The sequence below is a fragment of the Pseudomonas sp. fls2-241-TYG-175 genome, from assembly GCF_030209155.1.
Classification (GTDB): domain Bacteria; phylum Pseudomonadota; class Gammaproteobacteria; order Pseudomonadales; family Pseudomonadaceae; genus Aquipseudomonas; species Aquipseudomonas viridiflava.
Map to the genome: position 1 here is coordinate 113,375 of NZ_JARVSO010000011.1, position 12,359 is coordinate 125,733.

At 58.1% G+C, this 12,359-nt stretch carries 8 protein-coding genes and 1 pseudogene; 7 read left to right on the forward strand and 2 right to left on the reverse strand.

Translation table 11 applies throughout. From position 1 onward, the window contains the following. Positions 1-142 precede the first annotated feature (142 nt). From QRN20_RS09765 to QRN20_RS09775, 3 genes are read left to right on the forward strand one after another with little or no spacing between them, the layout of a single operon-like run. The gene (locus QRN20_RS09765; protein ID WP_004881473.1) at positions 143-823 is read left to right on the forward strand and encodes a class I SAM-dependent methyltransferase; all 681 of its coding nucleotides are present in this window, start codon (positions 143-145) and stop codon (positions 821-823) included. Between the two features lie 4 nt (positions 824-827). Continuing rightward, positions 828-1,547 (forward strand): lipopolysaccharide kinase InaA family protein, encoded by a 720-nt coding sequence (locus QRN20_RS09770; protein WP_029243276.1) that lies wholly within the window; start codon positions 828-830, stop codon positions 1,545-1,547. Next, complete coding sequence (locus QRN20_RS09775) at positions 1,544-1,771, forward strand: hypothetical protein (RefSeq protein ID WP_004881471.1); 228 nt, start codon at positions 1,544-1,546, stop codon at positions 1,769-1,771. The genes QRN20_RS09770 and QRN20_RS09775 overlap by 4 nt, the downstream gene beginning before the upstream one ends. Before the next feature lie 55 nt (positions 1,772-1,826). Here the strand turns inward: QRN20_RS09775 and QRN20_RS09780 are convergent, their stop codons facing one another. Then, on the reverse strand, positions 1,827-4,880 hold the full coding sequence (locus QRN20_RS09780) for a multidrug efflux RND transporter permease subunit (RefSeq protein ID WP_122467050.1): 3,054 nt from the start codon (positions 4,878-4,880) through the stop codon (positions 1,827-1,829). Positions 4,881-4,893: 13 nt separating this feature from the next. Further along, entirely contained in the window at positions 4,894-6,048 is a 1,155-nt protein-coding gene (locus tag QRN20_RS09785; protein ID WP_122413642.1) for an efflux RND transporter periplasmic adaptor subunit, read from the reverse strand. A gap of 253 nt (positions 6,049-6,301) precedes the next feature. Between QRN20_RS09785 and QRN20_RS09790 the strand changes: the two genes are divergently transcribed. The 4 genes and pseudogenes from QRN20_RS09790 to QRN20_RS26855 all read left to right on the forward strand — a co-directional run. Next, complete coding sequence (locus QRN20_RS09790; RefSeq protein ID WP_058431433.1) at positions 6,302-7,000, forward strand: PspA/IM30 family protein; 699 nt, start codon at positions 6,302-6,304, stop codon at positions 6,998-7,000. Positions 7,001-7,017: 17 nt separating this feature from the next. Next, on the forward strand, positions 7,018-7,659 hold the full coding sequence (locus QRN20_RS09795) for a hypothetical protein (protein ID WP_122413643.1): 642 nt from the start codon (positions 7,018-7,020) through the stop codon (positions 7,657-7,659). Between the two features lie 37 nt (positions 7,660-7,696). Continuing rightward, positions 7,697-9,730 (forward strand): flotillin family protein, encoded by a 2,034-nt coding sequence (locus QRN20_RS09800; RefSeq protein WP_231991829.1) that lies wholly within the window; start codon positions 7,697-7,699, stop codon positions 9,728-9,730. A gap of 72 nt (positions 9,731-9,802) precedes the next feature. After that, positions 9,803-11,854, forward strand: a pseudogene (locus tag QRN20_RS26855) (DNA repair ATPase); the annotation flags it as partial. Between the last annotated feature and the right edge of the window lie 505 nt (positions 11,855-12,359).

Here is a 12,359-nt window from a genome sequence, read left to right on the forward strand (position 1 = left end):
AGGCGGCTCACGTGGCACGCAAGTACCTGTAAACTCTGGAAACATTTGACCGGTCAATGTGACGTTTTTTTCACATTCAGATGACCTGACGATGACGGCGACCTGACTAATTTGGCCGCCATTAACGTCAGGAGATGCTCTCATGAGCGACCGCATTGAACTTGAGTTTTCCCGTAAGTACGACAAGGACCACGCTCGCCAGTACCTGGAAAAACATCAGGACGGTCTATGGCGCAAGTTGTCTCATTATCGTGACGAACAGTTGGCACGAAAGGCACTGCACATGGTCGGAGACCCCGGTCTGGTGCTGGATCTTCCATGCGGGGCAGGTCGTTTCTGGCCTTTGCTGGCCGAGAAACCCAATCGTTCCATCATCGGTGCGGACAACTCCGCCGACATGCTGCGAATCGCCTGTGAATCTCAACCGGCCGATGTGGTGAAAAGGGTACGACCCTTGCAGACATCTGCTTTCGCTATCGACCTGCCTGACAACGCGGTGGACAGCATCTTCTGCATGCGTCTGTTGCACCATGTCGGTCAGTCGAGTGACCGGATGGCTCTGTTACGGGAGTTTCAGCGCGTTACCCGCGACAGTGTGATTGTGTCTCTGTGGGTGGATGGCAATTTCAAGGCCTGGAAGCGCAGAAAGCTCGAGAGCCAGCGCCACAAGGAAAATGGGCAGGAAAGTTACCAGAACCGTTTTGTGTTACCGGTTACTACCGCAGAAACCGAATTTGAAGAGGCAGGATTTCGCATTCAGAAGCGAATGGACTTCCTGCCGATGTACGCCATGTGGCGAGTCTATGTATTGCGTAAAAGGTGAATAGATGGGTCTGCAGTCCTTGAAAGAACCGGTTGTTAACCCGGGAAAGAACGGGTTCAGTCATTTTTGGAGCCAGCGTGGCGAGTGGGTTGAAGAACCCAACGTGCGGCGTGGTGGTGAGAGTGGCGTGCAACGGTTGATCACGGACGATGGACAGACGCTCTACAGCAAACGGCAGACCGGTCATATCTACCGCAGCTGGTTGCATCCGTTTGGGCGTCCGACGGTACTGCGCGAGCGCGACGCTCTTGAAGGTCTGAACAGACTGGGCGTCGGTGTGCCGCAGATTGTGTTCTGCGGCGCGGAGCGCACCGAAAACGAATGGCGTGCGCTTCTGGTAACCGAGGCCCTGGAGGGATTCGAAGAGTTCGAAAAATGGCTTGCTGCAGGTGGCCGCGAGCAGTACGGCGAACTGTTGTACGAGCAGATGCTCAGCGAAATGGGCAAAACGCTGGCCCGCATGCACTTGGGGCGTTGGCAGCACAGTTGCCTGTATATCAAGCATATCTTTGTGCGTGTCACTGGCGAGGGTGATCAGGCCAGAGCCGAAGTTGCATTGCTTGACCTGGAAAAGGGCCGTCGTCGCTGGACGGCCTACGGGGCCGCGCAGCATGACATGAAGCAACTGAGACGCCATTCGTCATTCAGTGCCGCAGACTGGCAGAAGTTAGTCTATTTTTACCAAGCGGCGTTTGGCAGCTCTATCAAAGGTTTAAAGTCATGAAGCTCGAAATGGCTAGAGGTTTGTTCGTGTTCGCGGCGTTGGCGACTGCAACAGTCGCCATGGCAGCGCTTGAACAGCCGGGTACCAAGATCCTGAGTGCCCAGCACGGCGAAGGGCACTGCCCCTTGCCCCGTGCAATCAAAAGTGAGGTAGCAGTAAAGCCCGATCATGATTTGCTGCTCCTGATGTACAGCCTGGCACAGGGTACTGGATCGAAAAATTGAACACTCCGTTGACCTGAAAGGCCCCTTGTCGGGGCCTTTGTCGTTTGGCCAGGGATCAATTTACTGCCGAACTTACCTGATTGGCCTTTCTGTCAGGCGCTGCCAGCAAGGTGTACACGCAAGGCAGGACGATAAGCGTGAACAGCGTGCCGACTGACATACCGGTCGCGATCACCATGCCGATGTCGAAACGGCTGACAGCCCCGGCACCGGTTGCCAGTATCAATGGCACCATCCCGAAGACCATGGCCGCCGTCGTCATCAGCACCGGACGCAATCGAATCGCCGCAGCTTCTTGCGCTGCCTCTCGCACTGACATTCCCTGATCCCGGCGCAACTGGTTGGCGAACTCGACGATCAAAATGCCGTGCTTGGTAATCAGGCCGATCAGGGTTACGAGCCCGACCTGGGTGTAGATGTTCATGCTCGACACCCCCAGAAACAGCGGGATCAAGGCGCCGCAGATCGACAGCGGAACCGTCACTAGAATCACCAGAGGGTCGCGGAAGCTTTCGAATTGCGCCGCCAGCACCAGAAAGATGATCGCTAGTGCGAGCGCGAAGGTGATCCACAGGGCGCTGCCTTCCTGCACGTACTGCCTGGATGCCCCGGCGTAGTCGTACGCGAACCCTTCAGGTGCTTCTTCAGCTGCAATCTGTCTGACCGTTTCGAGCGCTTCGCCCATGCTGACGATGGGGAAACCCTGAATGATTGCCGAGTTGAGCTGCTGAAATTGATTCAACTGCCGCGGTCGTGCGCGGTCGCTGACCGTGATCAGCGTGGACAGCGCCAGGAGCTGGCCTTCGTTGTTTCTGACGTAATAGTTGTTCAGCCACCCGGGATTGTCGCGATAGGCACGCTCCACTTGGGCAATCACCTTGTAGCTGCGTCCTTCGAGGGTGAAACGGTTGATTTCCGCCTCGGCCAGCAAGGTTGCCAGCGTACCGCCAAGGTCCTGCATGGACACGCCCATCTGTGCGGCTTTGGCGCGGTCGATATCCACGACCACTTCCGGTTTATCGAAAGCCAGATCAATGTCCATGAAGGCGAACTTGCCCGAATCCGTCGCGCGCTTTTTGATGCGTTCGGCGACCTCCAGTAGGGCCGGATAGTCATTGGGGGTGTTGATCACGAACTGGAACGGCAGCCCTTCGCCCGTCCCGGGGAGTGAAGGCAGATTGAAACCGAAGATTTGCAGTCCGGGAATCTCCGAGAGTCTGGCCTGGACCTCGGGCAGGATCTCCATCTGGGTGCGAGTCCGTTCATTCCAGGGCTTGAGCAGGAAGCCACCGACGCCGGTCTGCACGCCATTGAAGCCGTTGATCTGGAACGATGAGTAGTACTCGGGAAACGCTTTGAACAGCGTCACGAAACGGTCGGTATACGCGTTGATGTAATTCAGGTTGGTGGGCTGAGGCGACGTGGCCATCATGAAAATGATGCCTTGGTCCTCGTCCGGCGCCAGCTCCGATTTGGTGAACATGAGCAGCACCGGGATCAGGCACAGCACGATGATCGCAAATACCACGACCACCGGGCGGGTGTTCAATGTGGCATGCAGGATGCGCTGGTAACGCACCTTGAGCCTTTCGAACGCCTGATCGAGCCTGTGTGCCAGGCCGCTCGGGTTTTCTTCGGGGCGCAACAGCATGGCGCACATCATGGGCGAAAGGGTCAGGGCAACGATGCCCGAGATGACCACAGCGCCTGCCAGTGTCAGGGCGAACTCCCTGAACAGCGCACCGGTCAGTCCTTCCAGAAAACCGATCGGGGCGTACACCGCAGCCAGCGTGATGGTCATTGAAACCACCGGCATCGCGATCTCTCGTGCACCTTCGATGGCGGCATCGAACGGCGTCTTGCCTTCCTCGATATGCCGGTGGATGTTTTCGACCACCACAATGGCGTCATCCACCACCAGACCGATGGCCAGCACCATCGCCAACAACGTCAGCAGGTTGATCGAGTAACCCATCAACTGCATGAAGAACAGCACGCCGACCATGGAAAGCGGAATGGTGACCACCGGGATCAGAACCGAACGCAGGGCGCCGAGGAACAGGAAGACTACGACGATCACAATCAGCACCGCTTCGATGAGCGTTTTCACCACCTCATGAATCGATGCCTGAATGAACAGCGTGGCATCGTAGGCGATGGACACCTTGAGGCTCGGCGGCAGCTGGCTTTCCAGCTCCGGCATGATGCGCCGCACTTCTTTGATGACGTCCAGCGGGTTGGAACTCGGCGTACCCTTGATGCCGATATACACCGAGGGAATGCCATCGAACGAGCTGACGGTGTTGTAGTTCTCGGCACCCATTTCTACCCGTGCCACGTCACCCAGCAACACACGGCTGTCGCCATTGGTCTTCAAGGGGATAGCGGCGAAGGCTTCGGCAGATTTCAGTTCGGTGGTGGCGTTGATACTGGTCACCACGTATTCGCCCTTGATCTCGCCAGCCGCCGACAGAAAGTTGTAACGACGCACCGCATCGGTGACGTCGGCGGCTGTCAGGCCAAAACCGGCAAGACGCACCGGGTCCAGCCAGAGGCGCATTGCAAACACCTGATTGCCCAGAATCTCGGCCTCGGCCATGCCCGGCAGCGTCGCCAACCTGGGTTGTATGACACGTGACAGGTAGTCGGTGATCTGCGGGTTATTCAGTTGCGAGCTGTAAAAACTGACGTACATCAGCGCCGACGCGTCAGCCGCTTCTTTGCTCAGCACGGGATCCTCAGCGTCTTGCGGCAGCTTGTTTTTGACCTCGTTGGCCTTGGCCAGCAATTCGGTGAACAGCCGGTCGCTGTCGGCACCGATGCGTGCATAAATGGAGATGATCGAGAAGTTCTGGCGACTGACCGAGGTCATGTAGTCGATGCCCTCGGCGCTGGCCAGGCTCTGCTGCAGCGGCTGGGTGATATAGCCCTGAATGGTTTCGGCGTTGGCACCGGGGTAGGCCGTCGTCACCGTGATAAGCGCATTTTCCATCTGCGGATACTGGCGGATGACCAGTTTGCTGTAGGCCTGAATGCCCAGCAAAACGATCAGCAGGCTGACGACGGTTGCAAGCACCGGGCGGCGAATGAACGGGTCGGTAAAGGTCATCACGGTTCCCTGATCATTGCGCGCGTCTGGCCGGAGGATTGTTGTCATTGGTTTGCGTCGCATCTGCGCTGATCGCGACATGAGCGCCATTGTCCAGCTTCAACTGACCGCCACTTACCACCTGATCTCCCGCCTTGAGCCCTTCCAGAATCACCACGTTGCCCTCACGGTGTTCGCCGGTTTTGACGAAGCGTCGCTCGACCGTCAGTTGTGGTTCGTCCCGGGGATTGCTTTCAGGCTTGCCTGCCTCGGTTTGCCTGGCCACCACCACGTAAACCGAATTGCCGTAAAGGCTGTAGGTGATCGCGCTTTCCGGGACCACGATCTGGCTGGGCGCGCTGGGCAGAATGACCTGGAGGTCGACAAACATACCGGGCAGCAGTCTGCCGTCCGGGTTTGGTTGAGTGGCGCGAATCAGAACGTTGCGCGTGCTTTCGTCGACCCTGGGATTGATCGCACTGATCGTGGCGTCGAACGACTGGCCGGGATAAGCCGACACACTGACTTGCACCCGCTGCCCGACGGAGAGTTTTGGCAGGGCCTGTTCGGGCACGTGGAAGTCCACATAAAGGCTGCTCAAGTCCTGCAGGGTCGCAATCACGGTCCCGCTGGCCAGATAGTCGCCGACATCCACCTGGCGAATCCCGATGGTGCCGCTGAACGGCGCCAGAATCTGTTTCTTCGCCAGCGAGGCCTTGAGTTGGGCCACCGTGGCACCGGCCTTCTTCAGCTGCGCAGCCAGCTTGTCGAAGTCGCCGCGGGAAATTGCCTGATCGCCGACCAGCCTGCTGCCGCGTCCGTGTTCGACCTGTGCCAGCCCCAGGTCCGCTTCGGCAGTTCCCAGCAGTGCCCGCTCCACGTCGCTGTCCAGTTGCAACAGAGGCTGCCCGACGCGAACCTTCTGCCCGGACTCGAATAGCAGCGCCTTGACCGTGCCCGCAATCTCCAGGCTCAGGTCCACACCCTGGACGGCTTTTAACGTACCGATGGCAGGCAGCCGACTTTGCCAGGGCAACTCCACAGCGTTGACCACTGCCACGCTGACCGGCGGCTTCGGCGCACTGAACTGCTGAATCTGCCGATAGATGGAAAACGCTTTGTAACCCGCGAGCGCAAGCACGACGAGCATCACAACGCCCAGCATTATCAACATGCGACGACGCAACATGCTTCACTTCCCTGGAAGATTTGAAACGCACAGGATCGCGAACGCGATCCGAACGGCAGTCCTTCAAATCTAGTTGCTAATGCGCTGTTTGGAAAAAATATAAGGGCTGAACGTCGCGAATTTCAGCTCCTGAGGAAGTTTCTTACTTTTTTAAACGACTGTTCCGGCATAACACCGTTTTGTCCTATGTCATCTTTCGTCGGATGTTTATCGAGTCATCAGAATTCGATCAATACGCCCAAGGGAAAATGGCATGGCCGGCATATGGACGAAAATAGTGACTGCCTTGCGGGGCGGGGCAAGCGAGGCGTCGAACAGTATCGTGGCCCGACAGACGTTGCAGATCCTCGATCAGGAAATCCGCAACGCCGAACACCACCTCGACGCCAGCCGCTCCAGTCTCGCGGGCCTGATGGCCAAGAGTCTTCATGCAACACGAAAGGTGACGCAGGCACGGGCACAGGTCGCTTTGCTGGTTCGCGACGCTGAAACGGCACTTGAAGCGGACGACGAAGCGACTGCTCTGGAGACTGCATCAAGGATCGGTCTGCTGGAAAAACGGATGGCCGAGGATGCCCGCATCGCGCAGGGCTATGCGACCGCCGTCAGCAGCCTGAGCGCAAGTCTGCGCGTCAGTGAGCAGAAGCTGTGGGCACTCCGGCAACAGGTCGAAATGGTGCGGACCGCCGAATTCGTGCAGCAGGCACAGGGCGGCTGGGCGGTATCTCACGAGGAATCTGCCAGCAGGCTGCGAAGTGCTACGGATGCCTTGAGCGATCTCAGACAACGTCAACAGGAAACAGAGCTCCGTCGGCAGGTTCAGGAGGAATCGAGCTTCGCCGATGCCGATCTTGAACAGCGATTACTGGATGCCGGGATCACAGTCGACACCTTCAGTGCGCAAACCGTATTGCAGCGAATAAAGAGTAATCGCGAGCAGCAGTGCGCCTGATTCGAAAGGATGTCGACATGTACCATTTCATCGAAACAGCGTTGTCGTTCCCTGTGGTGATTTTCAGCCTGTTGCTGGCAATAACCATGATTTATTGGCTGATGGTGTGCTTGGGCATCCTTGACAGCGGTCCGGTCGATATCGACATGCAGGCCGTTTCCGCCTTCGACAGTGCCAGCGCCGAATCGGGTAAGGGTCTGGTTGCCCGCCTCGGTCTCACCGGCGTGCCTGCTTCCATCATCCTGACACTGATCAGTCTTTCGGGCTGGCTGGTCAGCTACTTCGGCCAGCTGCTTTTCATCGACCAGTTGTCACTCGGCTTTTTCTACTACCCCCTTGGGTTTGTCAGTGGGCTTTTGGCCCTCGCGGCCGCTTCCATCTTTACCCTGGTCACCCTTCGCCTTTTCAAACCTCTCGTCAGAAAGATCAGAGGGCCGGAACCGAAGCCGATCTGTGGGCAGGTGGCGGTCGTCACAAGCCAGACCGTGAACTGCAACAGCGGACGTGCGCTGATGAGCGATGGCGGCGCAGGGCTGCTGCTTCAGGTTCGTACCTTCGGCACCCCCGAAATCAAACGCAATGACCGGGTGGTGCTTCTTCAATACCTCGCAGACGAGCATGCCTATCTCGTCGTCAGCGAGTCGGAATTCAAGGGCTGAGCCCATTATGGAGTCATACAGCATGCTGGACATGGCCATGCCATTTCTCATTATCCTCTGCGTCGCAGTTCTTGCTTTGGTCGCTTTGGCATTATTGATCAAGACCTTCTACGTCAAGGTCCCTCAGGGCACAGCGCTTATCGTCAACGATCTGTCCAGTCGCCCCAAGGTCTATTTCACCGGTGCCATGGTGCTGCCTTATCTCTACTTCATGGAAAAGATGAAGATCAGCGTCATCACGCTGGAGATCGATCGAAAAGGCAAGGGTGGGCTGATCTGCCGGGACAACATGCGTGCCGATATCACCGTGGCCTTTTTCCTGCGGGTCAACGAAACCCGTGAAGACGTCCTCAAGGTCGCCAAGGCCATCGGTGTTCAGCGCGCCTCGGACAAGTCGGCTGTCAACGAGTTGTTCAACGCGAAGTTTTCCGAAGCGCTGAAGACCGTCGGCAAACAATTCGATTTCGTTGAGCTGTTCGAGGATCGCGTCCGTTTTCGCGATGAGATCGTCAACGTGATAGGTCAGGATCTTTCCGGGTATGTGCTTGAGGACGTGGCCATCGACTTCCTTGAGCAGACGCCCAAGGTTGACCTCGACCGCGACAATATTCTCGATGCTGAGGGCATTCGCAAGATTACCGAACTGACTTCCGTCCACAACGTCATCACCAACGAGCTGGAACGTGATCAGGCGCTGAAGATCCAGAAGAAGAACGTCGAAACCATCGAAGCAAGTCTGGCGCTGGAACGTCAGGAAGCGGATGCGCAGGCGCGGCAGAAGCGTGAAATCGCATCGGTGATCGCACGCGAGGAAGCCGAGACGCTCAAGGTTCAGTCCGAAGAGCATCTGCGAGCTGAGGAAGCCCGCATCGCCGCCGCGCAGCGCATCGATGTCGCAGCGGTCAATCATCAGCGTGAAGTGGATGTTGCAAACCAGAACAGCGAGCGCGTCGTCATGCTCGAGAAGGAAACCGTCATTCGCGCCCAGGCCCTGGCGCAGGTTGATCGCGAACGCGAAGTGTCGCTGAGCCGAATCGAGCGTGATCGGCAGCTTGAAGAAAAGCGTGGGGAGATTGCCAGCGTCACGCGCGAGCGCGTCATCGTCGAAAAGACCGTCGCTCAGGAAGAAGAGGCCATCACCACATTACGTATGATCGCCGATGCGGACCGCAAGAAAACCGTGGTCGTTACCGAAGCCCAGGCGCAGGCCGAGCGCGATCTGGTGTGTCTGGTCAAACAGGCCGAAGCGGACACAGTGGTGTCCGAATACCGGGCCAAGGAACTGGTGACGCTGGCCGATGCCGACTTGCGCAAGGCCGAACGTGAATCGCAGGCTGCGATCAAGCGAGCCGAGGGCGTACGTGCCGAGAAGGCTGCATCAGGACTGGCAGAGGCCGAGGTTCGCATGCAGATCGCAGAGGCCTCCGAGCGTGAAGGGCAGGCCGAGGCGCTGGTGCTGAAGCAGCGGCTGTTGTCTCAGGCAGAAGGTGATCGTGCCGTTGGTGAGTCCGATGCCGAGGTTCGGATACAGATCGCTGAAGCCATCGAGCGCGAGGGGCTAGCGGAAGCGGCCGTATTGAAGCAGCGCCTGTTGTCCCAGGCCGAGGGCGACAGGGCCATCGGCGAGTCCAGAGCCGCGACCATCCAGGACGTTGGCGCTGCCGAAGCCGAAGTTCTTCAGAAACGTTTCGAGGCAGAAGCGGCGGGACTGACCGAGAAGTTCGAGGCGATGCAGAAGTTGACGGGCGGTGCCCGCGAGCACGAAGAATTCCGTCTGGCTCTGCAGAATCAGCTCGATATCACCATGGCGAGCATCGCGGCCAACGAGAAGATTGCCGAGCAACAGGCCGAGGTGCTGTCCGCAGCCATGAGCAAGGCCAGCATCCAGTTCGTGGGCGGAGGGGATAACGGCGTGTTCGACGCCTTCGTGAAGTCCCTCTCGGTCGGCAAAGCCATCGAAGGTCTGAATCAGAGCAGCCCACTTGCCGCTCAGGTCATTCAGACCGGACTCGGGATGCTCTCCAGAGTGGCCACCGAAAGAGCGTCGGACCGCCGTCCAGACGCTCAGTAATGCCCATGCCCGCGCCCGGTTCGTTTGCCGGGCGCTTCTTCACGACACTGACCTGCCCATCCGGATTGACCCATGTCCCAAGATCAGTTTGAAAACCCGACTCAGGAAGCGTTGAACACGGCGGTCACTGAAAGTGGGGCCTATGAGGTATTGCTCAAACGCCTGCAGGAACAGGGCGACAGCCTGTCTCGGCAGGTCGACACGCTCAATGCCCAAAGGCTTGAAGAGTTCGGGTGCAGCTCGATGGAGGTACTGGGACGTGCTCGGTTACGCACGGAAAACAGCTGCCTTCCAAGAGGCATCGTGCGTGTTGGTCCCGATCTTCTGTTCGGCTACAACGTGTCGTCCGGGCTCAATGCGGCAGCCCGAATCGACGATGTGTTTGCGCTGTTTCGCCTGAGCGAGGGCGAGCAGGGTTATGAAACCCACGCTGTTGATGTGGACGGCACCTGGCTGGCCGATCCTGTGTTTCGCAGGGATTTCGAGGAGCTTTATACCTATTACCGCGATGCACGGTTGCTGGAATTGTCCGTCTCTGAAAACCGCTTGCTGGCCAGTTTCCAATTCGGCGAACGTCTCACGGATATCCGGGTTTTCCGCTGGTCGATGAGCGCATCAGGCAACGAGGTACGCTACCTCGATAATCGCGGGGAGCGCGATATCGTTAACGAGCCACGTTACGATTTTGAATGGATTCAGGCGGGTCGGGAGATGATCGTCAACGATCAAACGCCCCGTATTACCATTCTTGAAAGCGTCCATATCCATCTGGAGAACGGCGAGCTGGTTGTCAGGGGCGAGGGTCCGTCAGAAACCGGGCTTGAGTTGTACCGTGAGGCGCTCGCTGAAAAGAACCAGTCGCTGCCTGATGTACAGGTGGCCTTCGCCAGACTGGGCAATCTGATCCTCTTGAGTGTCCGGCCTTACAAGGAAGAGCAGTGCCGCTATCTGGTCTGCAATCTGAAGGCGCTTGCGCTGACCCGGATTGATGCGATTGGCTTGGCGTGTCAGCGCCTTCCCGACGACCACGGTGTTGTTTTTCCGGGAGGTCTCTATCTTCAGAGTGGTGAGCACAGGCTGTTCGAGTCTGCGATGCAGGGCATGCTGTTCAAGCGTCTGCTGCGCTCGCCCAACGGTGAGGATTTTCTGTACGTCTTCCATGACGCGGTCGAGGGGCGTTCGGCCCTGTTCACTTACAACACCATCCGACGGCAGTTGCTGCCGCCCGTATTCGGTCATGGGTATGCGCGTCTCGAAGACGGACGCATGGTGATTTTCTCGGCTGAGGCCGAACCTGCCCGGAACCATCCTGTGCAGATCTGGCAGACCCCTTTCTTCACCGAGGATTACGCAACCGGTCAGCCGTCGAGTCATTCGTTTCTGGGCCGAATCGGCAATGCCGAATTGGTCCGCGGCATTTCCGACCTGTATGACCTTGCCAGAGAATCTGTCGCTACCCGCGCCACGGCGGCTCGTTTCAGCGCACTGGAACGGCAGGTTGCGCTTCTGTTCGACAAGTACCACTGGTTGATGCACGACAGCACGGCTTCGCTGGCATCGATACTGCGCAGCATTGCTGATACCGGCAGCTCGATTGCCGATGAATTCGAGAAAGTCGAGCATTTGCGGGGCCATTCCACCCGATTGATGCAAGAAGCAAGACAGCGTCACGTCGCGCTCGCCAGTCAATTGCGCCTGAATCGTTGCGAGGATATTCAGGGTTTTGTCGCCCGGCTGGATTCGATCACCGGCTTGCGCGGCCATCTCGTGACCCTCAAGGAACAACGCTACATCGATCTGCCCGCCATAGAAGAGATGGAGCAGAGTCTGCTGGCCGAGTTTGAACGCACCTCTGGCGATGCCGCCGACTTCATGTGCCAGGCCGAAGCACTCTTGCCCTATAGCCAGCAACTCGATGAGCTGGATCGCCAGGTCCAGGCTGCAGCGTCGGTGTTCGAACTGGAGCCGCCCCTGGAAAGCCTCGCAACAATGGCGACCGCCCTGGACCTGTTGTCGGGGCTTGCCAGCTCGCTAGGTATCGAGGACGCGACGCAGCGCACCGGCATCGTCGAGTCCATCTCCAGCGTTTACGCGCGCATGAATCAATCCATGGCGCAGGCTCGATCCCGTCGCAAGGCGCTGGTCTCGTCCGAGTCCACTGCGCAGTTTGCTGCACGGTTTCAACTGATAGGCCAAAGTCTGACCCATGCCCTGTCGCTGGCGAACACTCCTCAGGCGTGTGATGACCAACTGGCGAAATTGCTGATTCAGCTGGACGAACTGGAAAGCCGCTTTGGTGAGCATGAGTCGTTTCTGAACGATGTCATGGGCAAGCGTGACGAGGTACTGGAGGCGTTCGAGCAGCACAGGCAGACGCTGATCAATACCCGTCAGCGCCAGACGCAGGGGCTCGCGGATGCAGCCAGTCGTATTCTGGACAGCCTGCCGCGTCGTCTTTCGGGTTGTCTGGACATCGACCGACTGAACAGCTTTTTCGCCACTGACCCCCAAGTGCTCAAGCTGCGCGAGCTTTCTGATCGTCTGCGAATCCTTGAGGACAGCGTCAAGGCTGACGACATCGAAGCGCGTCTGAAGGCTGCCCGCGATCAGGCGGTGCGGGAGCAGCGGG

Excerpts from the sequence above, each read along its gene's own strand:
- QRN20_RS09765 (WP_004881473.1), top strand. The coding sequence starts at position 143 with ATGAGCGACCGCATTGAACTTGAGTTTTCCCGTAAGTACGACAAGGAC.
- QRN20_RS09770 (WP_029243276.1), top strand. The coding sequence starts at position 828 with ATGGGTCTGCAGTCCTTGAAAGAACCGGTTGTTAACCCGGGAAAGAAC.
- QRN20_RS09775 (WP_004881471.1), top strand. The coding sequence starts at position 1,544 with ATGAAGCTCGAAATGGCTAGAGGTTTGTTCGTGTTCGCGGCGTTGGCG.
- QRN20_RS09780 (WP_122467050.1), bottom strand. The coding sequence starts at position 4,880 with ATGACCTTTACCGACCCGTTCATTCGCCGCCCGGTGCTTGCAACCGTC.
- QRN20_RS09785 (WP_122413642.1), bottom strand. The coding sequence starts at position 6,048 with ATGTTGCGTCGTCGCATGTTGATAATGCTGGGCGTTGTGATGCTCGTC.
- QRN20_RS09790 (WP_058431433.1), top strand. The coding sequence starts at position 6,302 with ATGGCCGGCATATGGACGAAAATAGTGACTGCCTTGCGGGGCGGGGCA.
- QRN20_RS09795 (WP_122413643.1), top strand. The coding sequence starts at position 7,018 with ATGTACCATTTCATCGAAACAGCGTTGTCGTTCCCTGTGGTGATTTTC.
- QRN20_RS09800 (WP_231991829.1), top strand. The coding sequence starts at position 7,697 with ATGCCATTTCTCATTATCCTCTGCGTCGCAGTTCTTGCTTTGGTCGCT.